The sequence below is a fragment of the Pseudomonas sp. Pse35 genome (assembly GCF_024519715.1).
In the GTDB taxonomy this organism is placed as follows: Bacteria; Pseudomonadota; Gammaproteobacteria; order Pseudomonadales; family Pseudomonadaceae; genus Aquipseudomonas; species Aquipseudomonas paracarnis.
In genome coordinates, this window is record NZ_JALJRP010000003.1 from 258475 (window position 1) to 282104 (window position 23630).

Sequence of the window (23630 nt, forward strand, 5' to 3'; positions counted from 1 at the left end):
AATTAAATGAAGAAACGTTCGAAGGCTTCGCTGGCGCGCTGCACGTTATCAACCAGGGTTTTCACCTCGGTCACGATGTTGGTCAGGCTGGAGTCGGAGCTGAGCGCACCGAACATGTTGTAAACCACCTGCCCGTTCGGCATGGACTCGATACCGATGGACGACAACGGGAACATCTCCCGGCTGCGCAGCACGGCGTCGTTGAATTTCGCGACATCGTTGATGGACTCGGCGTCGACCAGGACGGTATCCACGATGATTTGCTCGCCCACCACCGCGATGTAAATCGGCAAGCCACCAAAGTCGTTCATCTCCAGCTTGATGCTGGACTCGGAGCCTTGGACGAGAGAAAGCGTAATGTCATTGGACGTCACGTCATCCAGCGCCTGAAGAGCACTGAAGAGGCGATCGATATTCCAGTTGGTACCTGCGCTCATGAAATTCTCCGACATGAATGAGCCAGCCAGGATCGGTTGGCGTAGCTGTTTCTCCATTTGCTTGAGCAGGCTTCGGTTTTCGGGAAGCACCCAAGTCTCGTGTTTCACATAACCGGCCGCCGCCAGCCCCGCACGCATCTGCTTCATGTAAAAGCTCGACGGTTTTTTTGCAGGCGATTTCAAGCGCTCTCCCTTGAGGCTTGCTGAATCGGTATCGGGCCCTGCTGATGGGCTCGATGGAGAGCTGCTGTTCATTGGTACTGACCTCGCTGTGAAAAACTCACGCGTGAGAAAATCTACAGGCAATCCTCAAGGCACTCAATAGCTCACGCGTGAGATTTTTCCTTACATTTTTCAGCCACCGAAAAGACCCAGCCTATCCCGCCAACTCTCGCTCGATTTGCTCGATGCTAGGCAAGCTCGACTGCAGTTCGACTGGCAAAGACTCCATCAGTTGATATTCCGCCACACCAATAGGTCGGTTGTTATCGCGCAGTGCATATTCAGCCACCACTTCATTTTTACCCTTGCACAGCAAGAGACCGATAGTCGGGCCGTCTTGTGGGTGCTTTATCTCGGCATCCACCGCCGCAAGATAGAAGCTCAATTTGCCCAGATGCTCGGGCTTGAACTTGCCCGCCTTGAGTTCGATCACCACATAGCAACGCAGCTTCAGGTGATAGAACAACAGGTCGATGAAGAACTCATCGCCGCCTACATTCAGCAGCACTTGCCGGCCAACGAAGGCAAAACCTGCGCCCAACTCCAACAAGAAGTCAGTGACATGCTTGATCAGGGCGTTTTCGATTTCGCGCTCTTGTGCATTCTGACCCAGGCTGAGGAAATCAAAGCGATAAGGGTCCTTAAGAGACTCGCGAGCCAGGTCGGATTGCGCTTTGGGCAGATGGCTTTCGAAGTTGCTCACTGCCTTGCCACTGCGCTCCAACAGGCGGTTTTCAATGTGCATCACCAAGGTGTTGCGCGACCAACTATGCTTGATCGTTTGGATGGCGTACCAACGTCGCGTTTCAGGGCCGGGAAGTTTGTCCAGAAGCGCGATTTGATGGTACCAAGGCAATTGTGCAAGCACCTCTTGCACAAACTCCGAATCCGGCCACGCCTCGGCAAAAGCCCTCATGTACTTAAGATTGCGCGGCGAAAAACCCTTGATGTCCGGAAAGGCCGCTCGCAGATCTTGCGCAAGGCGGTCAATCACTTTACTACCCCAGCCTTGAGCGTGCTGACGCGTCAAAATATCGTGGCCGAGCTGCCAGTAGAGCAGTACCAGTTCACGATTGACTGCAATTGACGCACGTTGTTGCGCCTGATGGATGCGGCCCTTGAGGTCTGTCAGCCAATCGCCGTAGCCCTCAGGAGGCGCGATCAACCCGATAGAAGTTTCGCTCATGCCTTTTTTACTCTGGTGTTTTCGGCAGGCTAGCCAGCCGACAGTACCGTCACAAGCGTTCGTGAACAGTTCAAGAAGGGGCCTGCGTACCTCACAGAAAGGTCCTGCTGGCACTTGACTCTCCCCTATACGGCACCCCCTACCCTGAATGCCCTTTTCTCAGAACTTATCACCATGAGTCAGCGCATTCTGGTCATTCTCGGCCACCCGTCCGCCGATAGCTTTTGTTCCGCCCTCGCACACACTTATATCCACGCTGCTAAAACGGCCGGTCACGAAGTCCGCGTCCTGCGCCTGGGTGATCTCAGGTTCGACCCCATCCTTCATCATGCTTACACCCAGGTTCAAGCGCTGGAACCTGACGTGCTCAGCGCCCAAGCCGACATCCTTTGGGCCGAGCATCTGGCCTGGGTTTTCCCTGTCTGGTGGGGCGGTATCCCGGCACTGATGAAGGGCTTTATCGACCGCGCGTTCCTACCCGGCTTTGCCTTCAAGTACCGCGCAGGCAAGGCATTCCCAGACACGCTGCTAAAGGGCCGAACCGCGCACTTGTTAGTGACCCTAGACACGCCGCCGTGGTATTACCGCTGGGCTTATCGCATGCCGGCCATCCACCAAATGCGGCGCACCACGCTGGCGCTGTGCGGCATCGCGACGAGCAAGACGCTGCTGTTGGGGCCGGTGCTGGGCTCTTCGCTGACGCAGCGGGCCAAGTGGCTCAAACAGGCCGGCGCACTATTTGAAAAAGGGAATTTTCATGTACATCGGCAAAGCCGCGCAGTTGTCCGGCACGACCATCAAGGCGATTCGTCACTATGAGGCAATCGGGCTGATGCCAGCGCCTGCGCGTCGGGGCGGTTATCGCGTTTATACCGAGCAGAGTGTCGAGCGGCTGATGTTTATAAAGTGCGCGCAACAGCTGGGGTTCAAGCTCAAGGAATTACAGGAGATTTTGCAGGGGTACGAGGGTGATGCGCTTCCCTGGGACAAGGCTGACCAAGCCATCGCCAATAAGAAGCAAGCGTTAGCCATGCAAATTGTGACATTGCAGAATATGCATCAGGGTTTATTGGTCTTCGAGGCCCAATTGAAAGCGGCGCAGGGGAAGTGCTGGGTCGCCACGAAGGCAAGCTGAGACTCGGTGAACCGAATAAGGTCGCTAATCGGCTCATGGGGTGAGCCGAATAAACCCATCAATCGGCTCACATCACCGTGTGTGCGCCACTCATTTGCCCCAATCCCCCATGTCTGCTAGTGTCGCGCCGGTTTACCGTCTACCGGAATTGCCGCCATGGCCCGCAAAAAAGTTGCACTCGATTTCGAACAATCCCTCGCCGACCTGCAAGCCCTGGTCGAGCGTCTGGAGAACGGCGAGTTGTCGCTGGAAGACTCGTTGACAGCGTTTGAGCAAGGCATCGGCCTGACCCGCGACTGTCAGAGCGCGTTGGCGCAGGCGGAGCAGAAGGTCCAGGTGTTGCTGGAGCGTGACGGGGAGTTGGCCGAAGAGCCTTTCGATGCGGAACAGCCGGAATGATCAGCGCATACCAGGCCAGTAGCCAAGCCCGGGTGAATGCCGCGCTGGAGCCCCTGTTTGTTGCGCCAAGCCCGGAAATGACGCGCCTCTATGAGGCCATGCGCTACAGCGTGATGAATGGCGGCAAGCGTGTGCGCCCGTTGCTGGCCTATGCCGCCTGCGAAGCTCTCGGGGCGCCGGCAGCCGAGGCGAATGGTGCGGCCTGTGCGGTCGAGTTGATCCACGCCTATTCCCTGGTGCATGACGACTTACCGGCAATGGACGACGATGATTTGCGTCGCGGCCAGCCCACCACCCACAAAGCCTTCGATGAGGCCTACGCAATTCTGGCCGGAGATGGCTTGCAGAGCCTGGCGTTCAGCGCATTGCTGGACCCGACGCTAAGCAGCGTCAACGCCGAGATCCGCCTGCGCATGGTCACCGCCTTGGCCCACGCCGCAGGCCCGGCTGGCATGGTCGGCGGGCAAGCCATCGACATGGGCTCGGTCAGCCTCAAGCTGGATCAAAAAGCCCTGGAACACATGCATCGCCACAAGACCGGCGCGCTGATTGAGGCGGCCGTGCAGTTGGGCGCCCTGGCCAGTGGCCGCGCCGGCGCCGAGCAATTGGCGGCCCTGCAGACCTATTCCCGCGCTATCGGCCTGGCCTTCCAGGTGCAGGACGATATTCTCGACGTGGAAAGTGACACCGCCACCCTCGGCAAACGCCAAGGCGCCGATATCGCACGGGACAAGCCGACTTATCCTGCATTGCTGGGGCTGCAAGCCGCCAAGGCGTATGCCGTCGAGCTGCGCGACCAGGCCCTGGATGCCCTGCGACCTTTCGACGCGGCGGCCGAGCCACTGCGTGACCTGGCGCGGTATATCGTCGAACGTCGCCACTGACAGCCGCGGCCATTTGCGCCGCATATCGGCCAAGTTAGGCCCTCTGCGTGGGCAGTTTGCACGGCTTGAGGTAAACTGCCGCCTCTTCTATACCTATAACGATTCGCCTGATGCCCACGACGTTTCAAGAGATTCCCCGCAAACGCCCGTCTACGCCCCTGCTCGACCGTGCTGCCACGCCGGACGGCCTGCGTCGACTGGGTGAAGCCGAGCTGGAAACCCTGGCCGATGAGCTGCGCCTGGAATTGCTCTACACGGTCGGCCAGACCGGTGGGCATTTTGGCGCCGGGCTGGGCGTGATCGAGCTGACCATCGCCTTGCATTACGTGTTCGACACCCCGGACGACCGGCTGGTGTGGGACGTGGGCCACCAGGCGTATCCGCATAAAATCCTCACCGGCCGTCGCGAGCGCATGGCCAGCCTGCGCCAGAAGGACGGCCTGGCCGCCTTCCCGCGCCGTGCGGAGAGCGAGTACGACACTTTTGGCGTCGGCCACTCCAGCACGTCCATCAGTGCAGCGCTGGGCATGGCGATTGCCGCCCGCCTGCAAGGCAGTGAGCGCAAGGCGATTGCAGTGATTGGTGATGGCGCGCTGACCGCAGGCATGGCCTTCGAAGCGCTGAACCATGCGCCGGAAGTGGACGCCAACATGTTGGTGATCCTCAACGACAACGACATGTCGATTTCGCGCAACGTGGGTGGCCTGTCCAATTACCTGGCGAAGATCCTCTCCAGCCGTACCTACGCCAGCATGCGCGAAGGCAGCAAGAAAGTGCTGTCGCGCCTGCCTGGCGCGTGGGAAATCGCGCGTCGCACCGAAGAATATGCCAAGGGCATGCTGGTACCCGGCACCCTGTTCGAAGAGCTGGGCTGGAACTATATCGGCCCTATCGACGGCCACGACCTGCCCACCCTGATCGCCACGTTGCGCAACATGCGCGACCTCAAGGGCCCGCAATTCCTGCATATTGTCACCAAAAAAGGCAAAGGTTTCGCTCCGGCGGAAGTCGACCCGATTGGTTACCACGCGATCACCAAGCTCGAACCCCTCGATGCCCCCGCCGCCGCGCCGAAAAAGGCCAGCGGGCCGAAGTATTCCGGGGTGTTTGGCGAATGGCTGTGCGACATGGCCGCCGCCGACCCGCGCCTGGTAGGGGTTACCCCGGCGATGAAGGAAGGCTCCGATCTGGTGGCGTTCAGCGAGCGTTTCCCGCTGCGTTACTTCGACGTGGCGATTGCCGAGCAACACGCCGTGACCTTCGCGGCCGGCATGGCCTGCGAAGGCGCCAAGCCAGTGGTGGCGATCTACTCCACCTTCCTGCAACGCGGTTATGACCAGCTGGTTCACGATGTGGCGGTGCAGAACCTCGATGTGCTGTTCGCCATCGATCGCGCCGGCCTGGTAGGCGAAGACGGCCCGACCCATGCCGGCAGTTTCGATCTCTCGTACCTGCGCTGCATCCCCGGCATGCTGGTGATGACTCCGAGCGACGAGAACGAACTGCGCAAGATGCTCAGCACCGGCCACCTGTACAACGGCCCGGCCGCTGTGCGGTACCCGCGCGGCACCGGCCCGAACGCCGTGATCGAAAAAGACCTGGAGCCGATTGAAATCGGTAAAGGCATCGTGCGTCGCCAAGGCAGCAAGACTGCATTCCTGGTGTTTGGCGTACAACTGGCCGAAGCCTTGAAAGTCGCTGAGAAGATCGACGCCACCGTGGTCGACATGCGGTTCGTCAAGCCACTGGATGACGCGTTGGTGCACGAGATCGCCGCTGGCCATGAGCTGCTGGTGACCGTCGAAGAGAACGCCATCATGGGCGGCGCCGGTGCGGCGGTCAGCGAGTTCCTGGCGCGGGAGAATATCCTCAAGTCGGTGCTGCACCTAGGCTTGCCGGATGTATACGTCGAGCACGCCAAGCCGGCGCAGATGCTGGCTGAATGCGGGTTGGATGAGGCGGGTATCGAGGCGTCCGTTCGCGAGCGCCTGGCGCTACTGAATCTGTAATCAGCCCCAAGATGTGGGAGCTGGCTTGCCTGCGATGACGGCGGCACATTCGCTAACAATGTGTCAGATACACCGCTATCGCAGGCAAGCCAGCTCCCACAGTGGTTTTGCATGACCTTCGAATGCTATGGACAGCCCATGAAACGCCTGTGCCTTGCCCTGCTGCTGCTACCCTGCGCTGACCTGCTCGCCGACACCCGCGACCAGGCCCTGAAGCTCTCCGACGTGGTCATCAGCGCCAACCGCCAAGTCCAGGCGCGTAATGACAGCAGCGCCGCCAACACCGTATTCACCCGCGCAGACATCGACCGCCTTCAGCCCACCAGCGTCACCGACCTGCTCAGCCGCGTGCCGGGCGTGCAAGTTGCGCCAACCGGTGGGCGTGGCAGTTTGCCGGGGATTTTCATTCGCGGCACCAAGTCGGCGCAGAGCCTGGTGCTGGTGGACGGCCAACGCATCGCCAACACCACCTCCGGCGACAGCGGCTTGCAATACCTCAACGTCGATCAGATTGAACGGGTGGAAGTGCTGCGCGGTTCACGTTCGGTGATTTACGGCAGCGATGCGATTGGCGGGGTGATTCAGGTGTTTACCCGGCGCAATGCCGAGCAAGGCTTGCAGCCGCGCTTGAAACTGGGCTTTGGCAGCAACCAGACCTGGGAGCGCAGCTTGGGCCTGTCGGGCGGCGATGAACACACGCGCTTCAACCTGGGCGCGAGCCTGGATGAAACCGCCGGTATCAACGCGAGCCACGCGTCGTTTCCCAGTGACGGCGACCATGATGCCTACCGCAACCAGTCCATCAGCCTGAACCTCAGCCATTCGTTCAGCGATGAGCTGGAGGCGGGCTTCAACCTGTTGGATAACCGTGGCAAGTCGGAGTACGACAACAGTTATGGCCGCTACGACGGCGCCACCGGGCAGAGCCTGGGCCAGAAACCCTACACCGACTACACCGTGAGCAGCGCCAGCGGCTATCTCGATGCCAAGCTCAATGACAGCTGGCAGTCGCGCCTGGAGCTGGGCCACAGTGAAAACCGCGACACCAAGCGCGATACCCTCAGCGATGATTACAGTGCATTCAACACCTACCGCGACTCGGTCAATTGGCAGAACGACCTGACCCTGGATGAGCAAAACAGCCTGATCGTCGGCGGCGACTGGTACGAAGATCGTTTCCACGGTTCTACCACCTTTACCGAGAACAGCCGCTGGAACCGGGCAGCGTTCGTGCAGCATCGCTTCCATAGCCAGTGGTTTTCCACCGAGCTGGGCCTGCGCCGCGACCAGAACCAGCAGTTCGGCGGCCAGAACAGTTGGAGCGGCACCCTGACCTTGCCGGTCAACCCTGACAATGACCTGCTCTTGAGCTACAGCGAAGGCTTTCGCGCGCCGACCTTCAACGACCTCTATTACCCCGACACCCAGTACAGCAACCCCAACCTGCAGCCCGAGACATCAAAGAGCTACGAGCTGCAATGGCGCAGCCAACTGAGCGACAGCACGCGCCTGGAAGCCTCGCTGTATCGCACCGACCTGAGCGACGCGATTATCCTTGACGCTGGCAAGCCGCAAAACGTGGCGTCGGCGCGGATCAACGGCTTTGAAGCGGCGCTCAAGCAGGAACTGTTTGGCTGGCAGGGCAACCTGGGCCTGTCGCTTATCGACCCGCGTGACCGTGACAGCGGCCACACCCTGGCACGTCGCGCACGGCGCACGGTGAACCTGGATCTGGATCGGCAATTTGATCAACTCGGTCTCGGCGCCAGCTGGCAAGCGATCAGCAGCAGCTACGATGATGAAGCCAACCGCAACCGTCTGGGCGGTTATGCCTTGCTGGGGCTGCGCAGTAGTTGGGCGTTGAACCGGGAGGTGTCGTTGTCGCTGAAGGTGGATAACGTGCTGGACAAGTCTTACGCACGGGCGAAGTACAGCTACCTCGGGGAAGCTCAGAATTATCGTGAAGAAGGTCGGGTGTGGATGCTTGGGGTGACGTGGACACCTGAGATCTAAGTAGCCTGATCCGGCGTCATCGCAGGCAAGCCAGCTCCCACAATTGAAATGCATTCCCCAGTGGGAGCTGGCTTGCCTGCGATAGCGTTGTCACAGGTTCGGCGCAATCACCTGGCACAACCGCGCTACCGCCTCCAACATCTGCCCGCTGGGCCGCTCCAGGCCCTTGTCCGGCACCAACCGCACCCGAGCAGCCATCGCCGGCCATGCTTTCCAGGCCTCCTTCTGAGCCTGATCCCCCACCAGGATCACCTCGGGGTCTCGCGCCAGCACCGATTCGATATTCACCTGCGGCGCCGGCAACTTCAGGTCATCAAACACATTGCGCGCCCCGCACACGCTGAGGGCATCGCTGATAATCTGCCCACCACCCACGGTGTACAGCGGCTGGTTCCACACTTGGTAAAACACCCGCAGCGGCTCGGCCCGCTGGTAGCGCTGGCGCAACTCGGCCAAGCGCTGACGCAGTTGTGCAGCGAGCGGGTGCCCTGCCTCAGCGCGGCCCAATTGCTCGGCAATGGCCTGCACCTGGGCGGTCAGTTGTTCAAGGCTGTGGGGTTCGGCGACGTACACCGGGATATTCAATCGTTGGAGCTGCTCCCGCTGGGCCGGGCCGACGCTGCCAGGCCAGAGCAGGATCAGGTCGGGCTTGAGGCTGAGCAGGCGCTCCATGTCCAACTGGCCGTAGTGCCCGACCGAGGTCACCTTCGCCAACGCCGCCGGGCGGTCACCACCATCAAGCATGCCGACCAGCAAGTCCTCGGCACCCAGCTCAAGCACAATTTCAGACAGTGACGGCGCCAGGCTGACAACCCGCTCGACCGGCCAGCCCTGGGCACTGAATACCAGCAGCAGCGCCAGCCAATAGCGCTTCATCCCAACTGGCGCGGTATGCGATAGAGATAGAACAACACCAGCGTCGACAGCGCCAACAGAAACAGCGGCACCGCCTCCAGGCCGACGAATACCGCCAGCGCGCCAATCCAGGCCGGTAACGCTGCAACCAGCAACGCCGTGCGCCGACGCGCCGCCAGGGTGATCCAGGCCGCGGGTTCGTCAGCAGTATCAAGGGCTTTGGAGGTGGCGATCAGCGCGTGTTTGTAGGCGTGAAAATAACGCAGGCTGAGAAACATCGAGGCCACGCCGGCGATGAAGAACGGCATGGCCAATACGGGCAACAAGGATTCAGCACGGCCAAACAGCAGGTTGATCACGAACAAGGGCAGCAACGCCAGGGCCAGGTACTGCCACCAGTTGAAGGACAGTCGCCGTTTCACCTGGCCACGGGTCACGCGCGGTCGACCTCGCCCTGGTGCTCGTTGCCCATCATGTGGTCGAGCTTGCTGGCTTTGGTGGCCAGGTAGAGTTTGTTGTGCGGGTTATGCCCGGTGTGCAGTGGTACGCGCTCGGCCACGGTGATGCCCATCTCGGTCAAGGCTTTGACCTTGCGGGGGTTGTTGGTCATCAGGCGCAGGGATTTGACCCCCAGGTGCTCGAGCATCGGCAGGCAGATGGCGTAGTCGCGCTGGTCGGCAGCAAAGCCCAGGCGCTCGTTGGCCTCCACGGTGTCGGCGCCGCCATCTTGCAGTTCGTAGGCGCGGATCTTGTTCAACAGGCCAATGCCCCGGCCTTCCTGGCGCAAGTACAGCAGCACGCCACGCCCTTCACGGGCGATGGCCTGCAGTGCGGCCTCCAGTTGCGAGCCGCAGTCACAGCGCTGGCTGAACAGCGCATCGCCGGTCAGGCACTCGGAATGCACACGCCCCAGCACCGGCGCGCCATCGGTGATGTCGCCGAGGCTGAGCACAACGTGCTCGCGCCCGGTGGCTTCTTCAAGAAAGCCGTTCATGGTGAACGTGGCAAAAGGGGTAGGCAGCTTGGAAGCGGCGACGAAAACGACGGGCACCGTGTGCTCCTGATTTCAGATTTCACAGAGGCGGGCATTGTAACAGCACGTTCCTACAGACGCTTAAGCTGAATTATCGCTGATAAAGATCAATAGGTTCGATTGGCCTTTGAGTCAGTTCTATGGGCGCCAGAACGGATACGGCTGTTTCCAGCGTTCGAATATCGCTTTCAACTCACCGGTCTGGACCAGGATACCCAAACGCTGGTCATACACGGCCATCAATGCCCTGCCGCGCTCGGTGTCGGCAAAGCCTACGTAGAGCGGTAATTCAGCTATATGGGTGAGTTTGAACAGCGCCGGGTCTTGCGCCTGGCTGAGCACGTATTTGGCTTCGGTGAGGGCGTCGATATAAAAATCGGCACGGCCGTGTTGCAGCATTGGCAGAATGCCGCTGCGCCGCTCGATCTGGTTGAAGCGGCGCACGGTGGGCAGGTATTCCTCGTATTTATAGCCGCGCACCCAGGCCAGGCGGTAGTTGCCCAGGGTCGCCAACGTCGGCGTGGGTGAAGTTGCCAGCCCGAGAGCGTAGACATGATCGGCGTCGAAGTTCCAGCGCGGGTACAGCACTGCGCTGACCTCATCGCGGTAGGTGCCGACACAACCATCCGCCTCACCACGCTGGGCCAGGCCGACCGATCGGGTATAGGGCACGCTGCGAGTTTCCAGGGTAATGCCTGCTGGCTCGAAGACGCGGCGCAGCAGGTCCCAGGCCAGGCCGCTACCATCTCTGTTGGTGTAGTCGTTCCACTCCTCACTGGCCAGCACGATTTTACCGGGCACGGGAGTGTCCGCCTGGGCCAGGGAAACGAAGGTACACAGCACGATCAGCAGCCAGCGGCATGCAGCCATAGTCACGGCCTCTTACTCGGGATAATCGTCTAAAGGGTAGCGCAGACCGCCGGCTCAGGGCGTCTGGCGAAAATGCTGGTAGCCGCGCACGGCCGGGGTGATGTCCTGGCCGTCGCCGTCGAGCAGCGTCACGCCGTGCCCCGTTTCGACCCGACCGACCACATGCACCGGCCAGCCATCCGCCTGCAACGGCGCCAACTCGGACGGTGGCAAGGTGAACGCCAACACATAGTCGTCGCCCCCGCTCAACGCCGCTACTTGAGCCTGGTCTTCACCGACAAACGCCAGCAAGGCCTCGGACAACGGCAACCGCTGGCGCTCAACCACCAGGCGCACCGCTGACGCCTTGGCGATATGCCCACAGTCAGCCAACAGCCCATCGGAGATATCCATCGCCGCTGTCGCCTTGCCCCGCAGCGCAAGCCCCAGGGCCAGCTGCGGTTGCGGCGACCAGTAATGCGCCAGCAGCGGCTCGGCGATTGCTGCGTCAGCCGTGCGTTGCCCCAATACCAGCGGCAAGGCGCCAGCGGCATTGCCCAACTCGCCGCCCACACACAGCAAATCACCCGGCTGTGCACCGCTGCGCGTCAAGGCCTGGCCAGCCGGCACACGGCCGAACACGGTCAGGGTCAGGCTCAGCGGCCCACGGGTGGTGTCACCGCCCACCAAGCCTACGCCGCAGCTTTGCGCCATGGCGCTCAAGCCTTGGGCATAGCGTTGCAGCCAATCGGCTTCGACGCTCGGCGTGGTCAGGGCAAGGGTAAAGGCGAGGGGGTGGGCGCCCATGGCGGCCAGGTCGCTCACCGCCACGGCCAGCGAGCGCTGGCCGAGCAGGAACGGGTCACAGGGGTCGGCAAAATGCACGCCAGCCACCAGCGTATCGGTGGAGACTGCCAGTTGCTCCCCGGCGGGAAGCGCCAGCAAGGCGCAGTCGTCGCCGATCCCCAGGGCAATGCCTTCGCCGCCTTGCGCACAAGGCGCGGCGGCGAAGTATGTGCGGATCAGCTCAAACTCACCCATTGAGGAATCAAGCGCAGATTAGCGCTTGTGTTCCTTCACTTCGGCTTCACGCAGGCGTGGGGCCAGCTTGTCGAGCACGCCGTTGACGAACTTGTGGCCGTCGGTCGAACCGTAGACTTTCGCCAGTTCGATGCCTTCGTTGATCACGACGCGGTACGGCACGTCGACGCGCTTGAGCAGCTCCCAGGTGGACAGGCGCATCACGCACAGCTCAACCGGGTCGAGTTCTTCGATGGTCAGGTCCAGGCATGGCGCCAGGGCTGTGTCGATCTCGGTCAGGTTGGCATGCACGCCGTGCAGGATGTCGTGGAAGTAGCTCTGGTCGGCGAAGGTGAAATCGTTATCGACGCGAAACTGTGCCTCGATTTCGTTCAGCGAAGCGCCCGCCAAGTGACGCTGGTACAGCGCCTGGGTCGCGAGTTGACGCGCCTTGCGGCGCTTCTCGCTCTTGGACGGTTTGCCGGCATCGGCAGGACGCGGGTCCTGAGGGTTGAACTGATCGCTTTCGTCGGAAATCACTTGGCCTCCAACTGCGACAGCAGGCTGACCATTTCCAGGGCGGACAAGGCAGCTTCAGCGCCTTTGTTACCGGCCTTGGTGCCGGAACGCTCGATGGCTTGCTCGATGGAATCCACGGTCAGTACGCCGAAAGCGACTGGCACGCCGAACTCCATGGACACCTGGGCCAGGCCCTTGGTGCATTCGCCGGCTACGTATTCGAAGTGCGGGGTGCCGCCACGAATGACCGCGCCCAGGGCGATGATCGCCGCGTATTCACCCTGCTGAGCAACTTTTTGCGCAACCAGTGGAATTTCGAAGGCGCCAGGGGCACGGATAAGGGTGATATCGCTCTCGCTCACACCGTGGCGAACCAGGGCGTCAACCGCACCGCTTACCAGGCTCTCAACCACGAAGCTGTTGAAGCGGCCAACCACCAGGGCATAGCGGCCTTTGGGGGCGATGAAGGTACCTTCGATGGTCTTCAGGGTCATTCGACAAATCTCTTAAAGAGCCGGGACGCGAAAAGTGCGTCCCTCAGTGATGATTTAACCGCGAACAAGGGGCAAAAATCGCCAGCCTTTATTCGGAGGGCACGTATTCTACAACTTCCAGGTCGAATCCGGATATCGCATTAAATTTCATCGGTGCGCTCATCAGGCGCATTTTGCGCACGCCCAGGTCGCGCAGGATCTGCGAACCGGCACCGACGATGCTGTAGGTGGTCGGTTTTTTCACCGGCACGGCGTCGGCGGTTTCGCGGATGTGCGCCAGCAGCACATCACCATCGAGCGGGTGACCGAGCAACAGCACCACACCGCTGCCGGCCTCGGAAACCGCAGCCATGGCGGCGCGCAGGCTCCAGCGACCGGGCTGCTTGACCATCAACAGGTCACGCAGTGGGTCCATGTTGTGTACGCGTACCAGGGTCGGTTCTTCTGCGCAAATGTTGCCCAGGGTCAGGGCCATATGCACGTCGCCTTCCACTGAATCACGGTAGGTCACCAAATTGAATTGGCCCAGCTCGCTGTCCAGTGGCTGCTCGGCAATCCGCTGAACGGTACGTTCGTGGATCATCCGGTAGTGAATCAGGTCGGCGATGGTGCCGATCTTGAGGTTGTGCTCTGCGGCAAAGGCCTCGAGTTCAGTACGACGGGCCATGGTGCCATCGTCGTTCATCACTTCGCAGATCACCCCGCTTGGCTCGAAACCGGCCATGCGCGCCAGGTCGCAGGCGGCTTCGGTGTGGCCAGCGCGGGCCAGGGTACCGCCCGGTTGGGCCATCAGCGGGAAGATGTGGCCGGGGCTGACGATGTCTTCGGCCTTGGCGTCTTTCGCGGCAGCGGCTTGCACGGTGCGGGCGCGGTCAGCGGCGGAAATGCCAGTAGTGACGCCCGTGGTGGCTTCAATGGATACGGTGAACTTGGTGCCGAAACCCGAGCCATTGCGCGGTGCCATCAACGGCAGCTTGAGCAATTCGCAGCGTTCGCGGCTCATGGGCATGCAGATCAGCCCACGGGCGTGCTTGGCCATGAAGTTGATGTGCTCGGGCTTGCACGCTTCGGCGGCCATGATGATATCGCCTTCGTTCTCGCGATCTTCGTCATCCATGAGGATGACCATCTTGCCTTGGCGGATGTCTTCAACCAGTTCTTCGATGCTATTGAGCGCCACGCGGCACCCCCTTGGTCAGGATTTCAGGTAGCCGTTAGCGGCCAGAAAACTTTCGGTGATGTTGCCTGATGCAGGCTCTGCGGCCTTTTCGCCCAGCAACAGGCGCTCCAGGTAACGGGCAAGCAAGTCCACTTCCAGGTTCACCCGGCGACCCGGCTGGTACGAGGCCATGATGGTTTCGCTGAGGGTGTGGGGAATGATGGTCAGTTCAAATTCAGCGCCATTCACGGCGTTCACGGTCAGGCTGGTGCCATCGACGGTGATCGAGCCTTTGTGGGCGATGTACTTGGCCAGCTCTTTTGGCGCGCGGATACGGAATTCCACGGCGCGAGCGTTTTCGCTGCGGGCCACCACTTCGCCGACACCGTCGACGTGGCCGCTGACCAGGTGACCGCCCAGGCGGGTGGTGGGCGTCAGGGCTTTTTCCAGGTTGACCGGGCTGCCGGCCGCAAGATCGTTCATCGCGGTGCAGTCCAGGGTTTCCCGGCTGACATCGGCAGCAAAGCCGTTGCCCGGCAGCTCGATGACGGTCAGGCACACGCCGCTGACGGCGATGCTGTCGCCCAGCTTGACGTCGCCGAGGTCCAGCTTGCCGGTTTCAACCAGCAGGCGGACATCCCCGCCTTTGGGGGTCATTGCACGGATGCTGCCGATGGATTCGATAATGCCGGTGAACATTTCGTTCTCCTGAAAACGAGGGGGCTGACGCTCAAGCGCAGGCCGGGAATTATACGCTCACTGCTGGGACGGGGATGGCAGTGACTCGCCAGTCGTCGCCCACAGCGCGCATTTCGGTGATCTTGAGTTGGGGAGCATCGGCCAACTTATCAAGCGGCCAGTCCAGCAACGGGCGGGCAGCGGAGCCGAGGAACTTGCCGGCGATGAATATGACGTACTCATCCACCAGGCCCTGCTGGGCAAACGCGCCGGCCAGGCTTGGGCCGGCTTCCACCAACACATCGTTGACGCCACGGGCAGCCAGGGCGACCAATGCCGAGCGCAGGTCGACCTGGCCCTCCACACCTGGAACCACAAGGCACTCAGGCCCGCGGGGGAACTGGTTCTCCGGAGTCACGCAGGTGATGACCAATGCCGGGCCGGCCTTGAAGAACGGTGCGTTGAGCGGCACCCGCAGGCGGCCATCGATCAGCACGCGCAACGGCGGGCGCGACATGGCCAGGGCGGTGGTTGCGTCGTCCAGGCCCAGTTCGGCAGCGCGTACGGTCAAGCGGGCACCGTCGGCCAGTACCGTGTCGGCACCGGTCAGCACCACGCTGGCCTCGGCACGCAAGCGTTGCACCGCAGCACGGGCGGCGGGGCCGGTGATCCATTGGCTTTCGCCGCTGGCCATCGCCGTGCGGCCGTCCAGGCTCATCGCCAGCTTGACCCGCACAAACGGCAGACCGTGCTCCATGCGCTTGAGGAAGCCGGGGTTAAGCGCCCGCGCTTCGGTTTCCAGCACACCGCTGCGCACCTCGATACCCGCCTGGGCCAGGCGCTGCATACCTCGGCCAGCCACTTCGGGGTTCGGGTCCTGCATGCCAGCCACCACCCGCGCGACGCCGGCGGTCACCAGCGCATCGGCACAGGGCGGCGTACGGCCATGATGACTGCACGGTTCAAGGGTCACGTACACTGTCGCGCCACGGGCCTTGTCGCCAGCGGCGCGCAGGGCATTGGGCTCGGCATGGGGCTCGCCGGTGCGCTCATGCCAGCCTTCGCCGACAATCTGCCCGTCACGCACTATCACGCAGCCGACCCGCGGGTTGGGGTGGGTGGTGTACAGGCCCTTGCGCGCCAATTCGAGGGCGCGGGCCATGTAGTGGGCGTCAAGCACAGCCTGTTCAGATGTCATTGTTTGGAGGGCTCACGGGCCAGGCGGTCGATCTCTTCGCGGAACTCATTGAGGTCCTGGAAGCGTCGATACACCGAGGCAAAACGGATATAGGCGACTTCGTCGAGCTTTTGCAGCTCGCCCATCACCAACTCGCCGACCACCAGGCTCTTGACCTCGCGCTCGCCGGTCGCCCGCAGCTTGTGCTTGATATGCACCAGCGCCGCTTCCAGGCGCTCGACACTCACCGGGCGTTTTTCCAGGGCGCGCTGCATACCGGCGCGCAGTTTTTCTTCGTCGAAAGGCTGGCGGCTGCCGTCGGACTTGATCAGACGCGGCAACACCAGTTCGGCGGTTTCGAAGGTGGTGAAACGTTCACCACAGGCCAGGCATTCGCGCCGGCGACGCACTTGGTCGCCCTCGGCGACCAGACGCGAGTCGATGACCTTGGTGTCGTTGGCACCGCAGAAGGGACAGTGCATGGTTGGCAGGCAACAAAAAATGGGAGGGCCATGGTAGCGCATCCCTGTGGCAAGACAAGCCATAGCCTTTACGGTATATAGGCAGGCTTATATGTTTGATATTTTTTAAGCCACGGATTTTGTCCTTTCTGGAGCCGTACATGCAGTTACGACCACTCGTTCTACTCAGCCTGTTCAGTTTTCTGGTCGCCTGCAGCAGCGAAGCCCCCAAGCCGGCCGCGCCTCAACCGACACCCGCGCAAGAGAAGAAAGTCCCGGGCATTGAAGACCTCGGCCCCCTGCCCGCCTATCAGCGCGAAATCAGCGGCAGCCTGACCAACGTGCCCGCCGGTGCCGAAGTCGAGATGGCGCTCTTGGTGATCGACGAGCGTTCGCGCCCGCAGCAACTGCTCGCCAGCAGCGTACTGAGCGGCAACGGCAAGCCTTTGGCCTTCCGCCTGCGCTTCAACCCTGAAGCCTTCCCGGCCGGTGCCCGCGTGGAATTGCGCGGTCGCGCCAGCCAGTCCGGCCAGTTGATCCTGCATCTACCCGCCGTGCGCGTCACCCAGGCGATCACCCAGAGCACCGGCCCCTTGCAACTCGTCAAGGCACCATGACACCACCGCTGCACCTGCAGCGTGCCTTGAGCGAACTGATCGGCGACGCGCAATTAGTGCCCTGCCCACTGCCGGGCACCGAATTGTCGCTGTGGCTGCTCGACGCCGACAACATGGACCGCGCCTTCAGCCAGGAAGAAACCCGGCGCATCCTGCATGAGCCGCCCTACTGGAGCTTTTGCTGGGCCAGCGGCCTGGCGTTGGCCCGCTACCTGGCGGCGCATCCCGAGTGGGTCGCCGGCAAACGCGTGCTGGATTTCGGCGCAGGTTCGGGAGTAGCCGGGATCGCCGCCGTCAAGGCTGGGGCCTTGGAGGTGGTGGCCTGCGACCTGGACCCACTGGCCTTGGCCGCTTGCCGTGCGAATGCCGAGCTCAACCAGGTGTCACTGAGTTATTCGGCAGACTTTTTTGCCGAAGCCGACCGCTTCGACCTGATCCTGGTGGCCGACGTGCTCTACGACCGCGCCAACCTGCCGTTGCTGGATCAGTTCCTCACCCGCGGCCGCGAAGCGCTGGTGGCGGATTCGCGGGTACGGGACTTCCAGCATCCGGATTACCAGCGGCTGGAGATCCTCGAAGCCTTGACCCTGCCGGACCTGGCCGAGCCTTGGGAGTTTCGCAAGGTGAGCCTGTACCATTCGCGGCGCGCTTGAGGCCATCGCGGGCAAGCCCGCTCCCACAGGGGAATGCATTTCAAGGTGAGAGCTGGTTTGCCTGCGATAGCGGTCTTGAATCCAGGATGCTTTCAGCCAACCTCGCCAGCCCTTATAGTTGCCCCCATTCCCGCTTTATTCGAGACGCCCCATGAGTGAGCCCACGCCGTACATCTTCGACGTCACCACCGCCAACTTCGATCAGGCCGTTATCCAGAACTCCTTCGAAAAGCCCGTATTGGTCGATTTCTGGGCCGAGTGGTGCGCACCCTGCAAAGCACTGATGCCAATGCTGGCGAAGATTGCCGAGAGTTATCAGGGTGAGTTGCTGCTCGCCAAGATCGACTGCGAAGCCGAACAGGACATCGTGGCGCGTTTTGGCATTCAAAGCCTGCCGACGGTGGTGCTGTTCAAGGATGGCCAACCGGTGGACGGCTTTGCCGGTGCACAGCCGGAGTCGGCCGTGCGGGCGATGCTGGAGCCCCATGTGCAAATGCCACCGCCGGCTGCGGCGGACCCGTTGGAGCAGGCTCAGGCGCTGTTCAGCGAAGGGCGCATCAGCGAGGCCGAAGCGTTGCTGGTGCAATTGTTGGGCGAGGACAATACCAACGCCGCCGCCCTGATCCTGTATGCACGCTGCCTGGCCGAGCGCGGTGAGCTGGGTGAAGCCCAGGCCGTGCTCGACGCGGTCAAGAGCGACGACCACAAGGCTGCCCTGGCCGGGGCCAAGGCGCAAATCACCTTCCTGCGCCAGGCGGCGGATTTGCCGGACGCTGCCGAGCTGAAAAGCCGCCTGGCGCAAAACCCCCAGGATGACGAAGCGGCCTATCAGTTGGCGATCCAGCAACTGGCGCGCCAGCAATACGACGCGGCGCTGGAAGGTTTGCTCAAGTTGTTTATCCGCAATCGCAGCTACAGCGAAGGCCTGCCCCACAAGACCTTGCTGCAAGTGTTCGAATTGCTGGGCAATGATCACCCGCTGGTCACGGTATACCGCCGCAAGTTGTTTGCCGCGTTGTATTAACCCAACCTTGTAGGAGCGAGCTTGCTCGCGAAAAACGACAACGATAACGCGTGCATCCTGAATGAACGCGGAGCCTGAGGGTTTTTCGCGAGCGCGCTCGCTCCTACAAAGGGCCAATCCATGTGTAGAGCGGTGTGTCGCCGCCGCTGGCCACCTTCACGTTCGCGCTGTGGCGCAGGCGCACCAACAGGCGCTTGCCCGCCCCGGCATCGCCAGCCAAGCCTTCGAGTTGGTCGAGCAATTCCAGGCCATTGAGTTGCCCGGCCTTGCGTAGCAAATCCTGGGCGTTCTGCCACAGGTCTTCGTTCTGTTTGACCGGCGCCGCAGCCGGTGCGCTGGGCGTTGGAGCGGCCTGCAGTTGAGCGCCTAATCGCGCCCAATCGCCGTCGTCCAGCTCAAGGGTCAAGTCCACCGGCAGGTCGCCGATGGTTCCACGAATTCGCAACATCGTCCTTACTCCTGCATTTTTCTGACGGGCATGCTCCCATGCAGCTTGCGCAACACCAAGCGGGCGGTCAAACTCTCGGATCAATTGTTATAAGATCACATAACAAAACTTTCATTCTGGAGCCCACTCATGCGCCGTTTGCTGCTTGCTTTGCCGTTTGCCCTGCTGCCACTGGCTGTCGCTCATGCTCACGAAGACCACGACCACGAGCACGGCAGCCTCGGCGCCCATGAACATGGCGTCGGGCGCCTGAATGCCGTACTGGACGGCCAGGCCCTGGAGCTGGAACTGGACAGCCCGGCCATGAACCTGGTGGGTTTTGAACATGCCGCCACCAGCGCCGCCGACAAAGCCAAGGTCGCCGCCGTGCGCAAGCAGCTGGAAAATCCATCGGCACTGTTCAACCTGCCCAAGGCCGCAGGTTGCGTGGTCAGCAGCCAGGAACTCAACAGCCCGTTGTTCGGTGACAAACCAGAAGCTGAGCATGACGACGATGACCACGCCACCGACGGCAAGGGCGCAGCCGCCCACAAGCATGATCACGACCACAGTGAAATCCACGCCCATTACCAGTTCACCTGCGCCACGCCGGCGGCCCTGGGCAACCTGGACTTGAGCCAAGTGTTCAAGACCTTCCCCGCCACGCAGAAAATTCAGGTACAACTGATCGGCCCTAGCGGTCAGCAAGGTGTTGAAGCGACGGCCACCGCCGCCACCCTGAAGTTCTGACTTGAAAGCACAGTCCCTGTGGGAGCTGGCTTGCCTGCGATACAGGCGATGCGGTGCAGCAGGCACACCGTAGCGATGCCATCGCAGGCAAGCCAGCTCCCACAGTGGATCGGCGCCATTTTCGACTACCAGGCGACACTGACTTCCCATGACTCAAGCGTTAATCGAACTGTCCGACCTGGGCTTCAACTGGCCCGGTCACCCGCAGTTGCTGGACATTCCCGCGTTCCGCCTGGAACCAGGGGAAACCCTGTTCCTCAAGGGCCCGAGCGGCAGTGGCAAGACCACTCTGCTCGGGCTGTTGGGAGGCGTGCAGAAGCCCAGCCAGGGCAGCATCCGCCTGCTCGGCCAGGAGTTGACCGAACTGTCGGCCGGTGCTCGTGACCGTTTCCGTGTGGACCACACCGGCTATATCTTCCAGCAGTTCAACCTGCTGCCGTTTCTGTCGGTGCGCGAGAACGTCGAGCTGCCATGCCACTTTTCCAAGCTGCGCGCGCAACGGGCCAAACAGCGCCACGGCAGTGTCGACCAGGCCGCGGCGACCTTGCTCGCACATTTGGGTTTGAAGGACCAGAGCCTGCTGGAACGCCGTGCCGATTCGCTGTCCATCGGCCAGCAACAACGGGTGGCCGCTGCCCGAGCGCTGATCGGACAACCGGAACTGGTGATTGCCGACGAACCCACCTCGGCCCTGGACTACGACGCCCGCGAAGCCTTCCTGCAGTTGCTGTTCGCAGAATGCCGCGAAGCGGGCGCCAGCCTGTTGTTTGTCAGCCATGACCAGAGCCTGGCGTCGCTGTTCGACCGCAACCTGTCGCTGGCCGAACTCAATCGCGCCGCCATGCCCGCAGAGGTTTGAGATGTATCTGTTCCGTCTAGCCATGGCCAGCCTGGCTAACCGCCGCTTTACCGCGATCCTCACCGCGTTTGCCATCGCGCTTTCCGTCTGCTTGCTGCTCGCGGTGGAGCGTGTGCGCGTCGAGGCGCGCAACAGTTTCGCCAGCACCATCAGCGGCACCGACCTGATCGTCGGCGCTCGTTCCGGCTCGGTCAACCTGCTGCTGTATTCGGTGTTCCGCATTGGCAACGCCACCAACAACATCCGTTGGGACAGCTACGAGCACTTCGCCGCCAACCCTCAAGTGAAATGGGCGATCCCGATCTCCCTCGGCGACTCCCATCGCGGCTACCGGGTGATGGGCACCAACGAATCCTACTTCGAGCACTACCAGTACGGGCGCAAGCAAAACCTCGCGCTGGCCAGCGGCCGCGCCTTCGCCACCGACCCATTCGAAGTCGTGCTCGGCGCCGAAGTGGCCGACGCCCTGCATTACAAACTCGGTGACAAGCTGGTGCTGGCCCACGGCGTGGCGGTGGTCAGCCTGGTCAAGCATGACGACAAACCGTTCACGGTGGTGGGCATTCTCAAGCGCACCGGCACGCCGGTGGACCGCACGCTGCATATCAGCCTCGGCGGCATGGAAGCGATCCATATCGACTGGCACAACGGTGTGCCGGCCCAGGGCAAAGGCCGCATCAGTGCCGACCAAGCGCGCAATATGGACCTGACGCCGCAGGCCATTACCGCGTTCATGCTCGGCCTGAACAACAAGATTTCCACCTTTGCCTTGCAACGGGAGATCAATGAATTCCGTGGCGAGCCAATGCTGGCGATCCTGCCCGGTGTCGCGCTGCAAGAACTCTGGAGCATGATGGGCACTGCCGAAAAAGCCTTGTTTGTGATCTCGCTGTTCGTAGTACTGACCGGTTTGATCGGCATGCTCACGGCGATCCTCACCAGCCTTAACGAGCGCCGCCGCGAGATGGCGATCCTGCGGTCGGTGGGCGCGCGGCCTTGGCACATCGCAACGCTGCTGATCTTCGAAGCCTTCGCTCTGGCCTTGTCCGGCGTAATGGCGGGCCTGGGGTTGCTGTACCTGTGCATCGCCGCCTCGCGGGGTTATTTGCAGGCCAACTACGGTCTGGACCTGCCGATGTCATGGCCAAGCGAATATGAATGGACGTTGCTCGCCGGTATCCTGGCAGCCGCCCTGTTGATGGGCAGCGTGCCCGCGTGGCGCGCCTACCGCCAATCTTTGGCCGATGGCCTGTCCATCCGTTTATGAGGAAGGCTTCGATGCGTCGTGCCCTGTTTGCCCTGTTGCTGCTGACGGCCGTTCCGGTGTGGGCGGATGAACAGCCCAAGGATTTGTCCTGGCAGGAGATGATCCCGCCGGATGCGCCACCTGAAGTGCCCAATATGAAGCCGCTGCACGACCTGTCGAACATGGCCGATGCCTTGTCCGTCGAAGCCGCGCCGGCGGCCAAGCAGGACATGCCTAACGCGCCAGTGGTACAGAGCCTGGACGGCCAGCACATTCGCCTGCCGGGGTATATCGTGCCCCTGGAAGTCAGCGAAGAAGGCCGCACCACGGAGTTTCTGCTGGTGCCGTATTTCGGCGCCTGTATCCATGTGCCGCCACCGCCATCGAACCAGATCGTGCATGTGAAAAGTGAAGTCGGGGTGAAGCTCGATGAGCTGTATCAACCGTACTGGATCGAGGGCGCGATGCAGGTCAAGCCATCGTCCAGCGAGTTAGCGGACGCTGGTTACCAGATGGATGCCCAGAAGATTTACATGTACGAGCTTGAGGAATAACCCCACACACCGAAGATCCAAATGTGGGAGCGGGCCTGCTCGCGAAAGCGGTGTATCAGGCGCTGCATCTGTTACTGCACCACCGCTTTCGCAGGCAAGCCAGCTCCCACAGGTTTAGATCAGTGGCGCAAGTGACTGATCACCCTTTCATTGAGCTGAGTCAAAAGACCGTACGGAACGATCTTTACCATTGGACGTACAACTTTTAAACGTCCTTTGGAGCTCCCATGAACAAGTCTCTGCTCGGCGCGTCCCTCTTCGCGCTCGCCCTCGTCGCCCCCGTCGCTCACGCTCACCAGGCGGGCGATATTCTGGTTCGCGCCGGTGCAATTACCGTGAACCCGAAGGCCGACAGCAGCAGCGTCAAGGTTGACCAGGGCCCATTGGCCGGCACCAATCTGGGCGGCAAGGCGACCATGAGCAGCGACACCCAACTGGGCTTGAACTTCGCCTACATGATCACCGACCACGTCGGCATCGAATTGCTCGCGGCCACGCCGTTCGAGCATGACGTGAAGATCAAGAACACCGCCCTGGGCGCCGCCAATGGCAAGCTCGGCACGCTGAAGCACCTGCCGCCGACCTTGAGCGTCGTGTACTACCCGCTGGATCACAAATCCGCGTTCCAACCGTATGTGGGCGCCGGTATCAACTACACCTGGATCTACGACGAGCACGTGGGCAGCCGCGCCGAACAGGCTGGTTTCAGCAACTTCAAGGCCGAGAACTCCTGGGGCTGGGCTGCACAGATCGGCGCCGACTACATGATCAACGACAAGTGGATGATCAACGCCCAGGCGCGCTACATCGACATCAGCACCAAAGCGACTGTGGATAACAACGCGCTGGGCCAGGGCACTCGGGCCAAGGTCAATGTGGATGTAGACCCGATGGTTTACATGGTGGGTATCGGTTACAAATTCTGAGTTCGGTTTAAGCCACACCGCATAACCCATGTGGGAGGGGGCTT

At 61.6% G+C, this 23630-nt stretch carries 28 protein-coding genes; 14 read left to right on the forward strand and 14 right to left on the reverse strand.

All coding sequences use genetic code 11. From position 1 onward, the window contains the following. Positions 1–2: 2 nt before the first annotated feature. Together OC445_RS03500 and OC445_RS03505 are read right to left on the reverse strand one after the other, a co-directional pair. Entirely contained in the window at positions 3–584 is a 582-nt protein-coding gene (locus tag OC445_RS03500) for a YjfI family protein (protein WP_034126864.1), read from the reverse strand. A gap of 229 nt (positions 585–813) precedes the next feature. Beyond that, positions 814–1845 carry a YhcG family protein gene (locus OC445_RS03505; RefSeq protein ID WP_054896929.1) on the reverse strand — a complete coding sequence of 344 codons (1032 nt, stop codon included), beginning with the start codon at positions 1843–1845 and terminating at the stop codon, positions 814–816. Between the two features lie 174 nt (positions 1846–2019). On the opposite strand from OC445_RS03505, the gene OC445_RS03510 reads away from it, so the two are divergent. The 6 genes from OC445_RS03510 to OC445_RS03535 all read left to right on the forward strand — a co-directional run bounded on the left by OC445_RS03510 (position 2020) and on the right by OC445_RS03535 (position 8285). Continuing rightward, positions 2020–2664 carry an NAD(P)H-dependent oxidoreductase gene (locus OC445_RS03510; protein ID WP_082430427.1) on the forward strand — a complete coding sequence of 215 codons (645 nt, stop codon included), beginning with the start codon at positions 2020–2022 and terminating at the stop codon, positions 2662–2664. After that, complete coding sequence (locus tag OC445_RS03515; protein WP_054918153.1) at positions 2603–2980, forward strand: MerR family transcriptional regulator; 378 nt, start codon at positions 2603–2605, stop codon at positions 2978–2980. Before OC445_RS03510 ends, OC445_RS03515 begins: the two co-directional genes overlap by 62 nt. 156 nt (positions 2981–3136) lie before the next feature. Beyond that, entirely contained in the window at positions 3137–3379 is a 243-nt protein-coding gene (locus tag OC445_RS03520; RefSeq protein WP_003194556.1) for an exodeoxyribonuclease VII small subunit, read from the forward strand. After that, positions 3376–4263: a (2E,6E)-farnesyl diphosphate synthase gene (gene ispA, locus OC445_RS03525; RefSeq protein WP_057975576.1), complete on the forward strand. Its 888-nt coding sequence runs from the start codon at positions 3376–3378 to the stop codon at positions 4261–4263. Before OC445_RS03520 ends, ispA begins: the two co-directional genes overlap by 4 nt. A 110-nt stretch (positions 4264–4373) precedes the next feature. Further along, on the forward strand, positions 4374–6272 hold the full coding sequence (dxs, locus tag OC445_RS03530) for a 1-deoxy-D-xylulose-5-phosphate synthase (protein ID WP_252950798.1): 1899 nt from the start codon (positions 4374–4376) through the stop codon (positions 6270–6272). 138 nt (positions 6273–6410) lie between these two features. After that, positions 6411–8285 carry a TonB-dependent receptor domain-containing protein gene (locus tag OC445_RS03535; RefSeq protein WP_057975578.1) on the forward strand — a complete coding sequence of 625 codons (1875 nt, stop codon included), beginning with the start codon at positions 6411–6413 and terminating at the stop codon, positions 8283–8285. 90 nt (positions 8286–8375) lie between these two features. On the opposite strand, the gene OC445_RS03540 is transcribed toward OC445_RS03535, so the two are convergent. The 11 genes from OC445_RS03540 to nrdR all read right to left on the reverse strand — a co-directional run bounded on the left by OC445_RS03540 (position 8376) and on the right by nrdR (position 16551). Continuing rightward, positions 8376–9161 (reverse strand): cobalamin-binding protein, encoded by a 786-nt coding sequence (locus OC445_RS03540; protein WP_262019943.1) that lies wholly within the window; start codon positions 9159–9161, stop codon positions 8376–8378. Further along, positions 9158–9577, reverse strand: coding sequence for a hypothetical protein (locus OC445_RS03545; RefSeq protein ID WP_034126857.1), 420 nt, complete (start codon positions 9575–9577; stop codon positions 9158–9160). Before OC445_RS03545 ends, OC445_RS03540 begins: the two co-directional genes overlap by 4 nt. Then, positions 9574–10191, reverse strand: coding sequence for a GTP cyclohydrolase II (gene ribA / locus OC445_RS03550; RefSeq protein ID WP_005791841.1), 618 nt, complete (start codon positions 10189–10191; stop codon positions 9574–9576). The genes OC445_RS03545 and ribA overlap by 4 nt, the downstream gene beginning before the upstream one ends. Before the next feature lie 120 nt (positions 10192–10311). Beyond that, on the reverse strand, positions 10312–11043 hold the full coding sequence (locus OC445_RS03555; RefSeq protein ID WP_262019944.1) for a substrate-binding periplasmic protein: 732 nt from the start codon (positions 11041–11043) through the stop codon (positions 10312–10314). A gap of 54 nt (positions 11044–11097) precedes the next feature. Continuing rightward, positions 11098–12063 carry a thiamine-phosphate kinase gene (gene thiL, locus OC445_RS03560; protein ID WP_262019945.1) on the reverse strand — a complete coding sequence of 322 codons (966 nt, stop codon included), beginning with the start codon at positions 12061–12063 and terminating at the stop codon, positions 11098–11100. Positions 12064–12081: 18 nt separating this feature from the next. Beyond that, complete coding sequence (gene nusB, locus OC445_RS03565; RefSeq protein WP_014720126.1) at positions 12082–12582, reverse strand: transcription antitermination factor NusB; 501 nt, start codon at positions 12580–12582, stop codon at positions 12082–12084. After that, positions 12579–13055: a 6,7-dimethyl-8-ribityllumazine synthase gene (gene ribE / locus OC445_RS03570; protein ID WP_003194576.1), complete on the reverse strand. Its 477-nt coding sequence runs from the start codon at positions 13053–13055 to the stop codon at positions 12579–12581. Before ribE ends, nusB begins: the two co-directional genes overlap by 4 nt. Before the next feature lie 88 nt (positions 13056–13143). Then, positions 13144–14235, reverse strand: a complete 1092-nt coding sequence (gene ribBA / locus OC445_RS03575) for a bifunctional 3,4-dihydroxy-2-butanone-4-phosphate synthase/GTP cyclohydrolase II (protein ID WP_003194579.1) — start codon at positions 14233–14235, stop codon at positions 13144–13146. Positions 14236–14250: 15 nt separating this feature from the next. After that, positions 14251–14913 carry a riboflavin synthase gene (locus OC445_RS03580; RefSeq protein WP_014720128.1) on the reverse strand — a complete coding sequence of 221 codons (663 nt, stop codon included), beginning with the start codon at positions 14911–14913 and terminating at the stop codon, positions 14251–14253. A 49-nt stretch (positions 14914–14962) separates the two neighbouring features. Continuing rightward, complete coding sequence (gene ribD / locus OC445_RS03585) at positions 14963–16090, reverse strand: bifunctional diaminohydroxyphosphoribosylaminopyrimidine deaminase/5-amino-6-(5-phosphoribosylamino)uracil reductase RibD (RefSeq protein ID WP_019818853.1); 1128 nt, start codon at positions 16088–16090, stop codon at positions 14963–14965. Further along, entirely contained in the window at positions 16087–16551 is a 465-nt protein-coding gene (gene nrdR / locus OC445_RS03590; protein WP_019818855.1) for a transcriptional regulator NrdR, read from the reverse strand. Before nrdR ends, ribD begins: the two co-directional genes overlap by 4 nt. A gap of 140 nt (positions 16552–16691) precedes the next feature. Between nrdR and OC445_RS03595 the strand changes: the two genes are divergently transcribed. The 3 genes from OC445_RS03595 to trxA all read left to right on the forward strand — a co-directional run bounded on the left by OC445_RS03595 (position 16692) and on the right by trxA (position 18824). Further along, positions 16692–17147 carry a YbaY family lipoprotein gene (locus OC445_RS03595; RefSeq protein ID WP_034133864.1) on the forward strand — a complete coding sequence of 152 codons (456 nt, stop codon included), beginning with the start codon at positions 16692–16694 and terminating at the stop codon, positions 17145–17147. After that, positions 17144–17800: a class I SAM-dependent methyltransferase gene (locus tag OC445_RS03600; RefSeq protein WP_034126854.1), complete on the forward strand. Its 657-nt coding sequence runs from the start codon at positions 17144–17146 to the stop codon at positions 17798–17800. The genes OC445_RS03595 and OC445_RS03600 overlap by 4 nt, the downstream gene beginning before the upstream one ends. A 151-nt stretch (positions 17801–17951) precedes the next feature. Beyond that, entirely contained in the window at positions 17952–18824 is an 873-nt protein-coding gene (trxA, locus tag OC445_RS03605; RefSeq protein WP_019818859.1) for a thioredoxin, read from the forward strand. A 103-nt stretch (positions 18825–18927) separates the two neighbouring features. Here the strand turns inward: trxA and OC445_RS03610 are convergent, their stop codons facing one another. Continuing rightward, a complete protein-coding gene (locus OC445_RS03610) occupies positions 18928–19272 on the reverse strand; it encodes a hypothetical protein (RefSeq protein WP_034125933.1) in 345 nt (114 codons plus the stop codon). A gap of 129 nt (positions 19273–19401) precedes the next feature. Here OC445_RS03610 and OC445_RS03615 point away from each other — a divergent pair, with 129 nt between their 5' ends. The 5 genes from OC445_RS03615 (at position 19402) to OC445_RS03635 (ending at position 23586) form a co-directional block, all read left to right on the forward strand. Continuing rightward, positions 19402–20001, forward strand: coding sequence for a DUF2796 domain-containing protein (locus OC445_RS03615; protein ID WP_054896939.1), 600 nt, complete (start codon positions 19402–19404; stop codon positions 19999–20001). 148 nt (positions 20002–20149) lie between these two features. Then, the gene (locus OC445_RS03620; RefSeq protein ID WP_054896940.1) at positions 20150–20860 is read left to right on the forward strand and encodes an ABC transporter ATP-binding protein; all 711 of its coding nucleotides are present in this window, start codon (positions 20150–20152) and stop codon (positions 20858–20860) included. 1 nt (position 20861) lies between these two features. Continuing rightward, positions 20862–22127: an ABC transporter permease gene (locus tag OC445_RS03625; RefSeq protein ID WP_198791686.1), complete on the forward strand. Its 1266-nt coding sequence runs from the start codon at positions 20862–20864 to the stop codon at positions 22125–22127. A gap of 11 nt (positions 22128–22138) precedes the next feature. Next, positions 22139–22660, forward strand: coding sequence for a DUF3299 domain-containing protein (locus tag OC445_RS03630; protein ID WP_198791685.1), 522 nt, complete (start codon positions 22139–22141; stop codon positions 22658–22660). A gap of 227 nt (positions 22661–22887) precedes the next feature. Next, positions 22888–23586, forward strand: a complete 699-nt coding sequence (locus OC445_RS03635; RefSeq protein WP_014720136.1) for an OmpW/AlkL family protein — start codon at positions 22888–22890, stop codon at positions 23584–23586. The last annotated feature ends 44 nt before the right edge of the window (positions 23587–23630 follow it).